Here is a 533-nt window from a genome sequence, read left to right as displayed (position 1 = left end):
GTAAATTTCTCCAGAATTAAATTCGTAAAATATTCTGACAATTTAGAAATGTGTTATTTTATAAAAATAAGCATAAAAATGAGCCAAAATCAGGACATTGTCCTTCCTGATTTCAGCTGATTTTGAGATTATAAAATAACAAGATCGAACATGGTTCGACCAAGTTCAAGACATGATCTATCTCCTACCTACGACCGCCATGATTCTGGGATATGGTCGAACGATCATCGATCAAACGAATATAAATCGTATTCCCAGCCCAGTTTCACTTTGCGATCCAGAGTTTTGAGTTTCTTGGTCAACTTGATCAGATCACTGATCTGGTTTAACCAGAATAGGATAGCAAAGACATTGGTGATCGAACCAGCAACGAACAGTAAGAACGAGAGTCCACCGTCTGTCCATAAGTGGACGATGCCTGTGAGAGTGATGACGATCAGTGATGCCATGATCAGACACATCATGAATGAAGCATCTGAACGCTGTCTCTGATATGAAAGAAGTGTATTGGCGAATAATAGTTCAGTAGTCGT

General features: G+C 38.8%; 1 protein-coding gene. It reads right to left on the bottom strand.

Annotated elements, in window-relative coordinates; translation table 11 throughout:
• Positions 1-224 precede the first annotated feature (224 nt).
• Positions 225-533 (bottom strand): hypothetical protein (locus N1032_RS27560; RefSeq protein WP_259543915.1); only part of this gene is annotated, 309 nt, incomplete at its 5' end.

The organism is Herbiconiux daphne, from assembly GCF_024979295.1.
Classification (GTDB): domain Bacteria; phylum Actinomycetota; class Actinomycetes; order Actinomycetales; family Microbacteriaceae; genus Herbiconiux; species Herbiconiux daphnes.
Note: the sequence above shows the minus strand (reverse complement) of the source record. Positions and strands in the feature narration are given on the sequence as shown.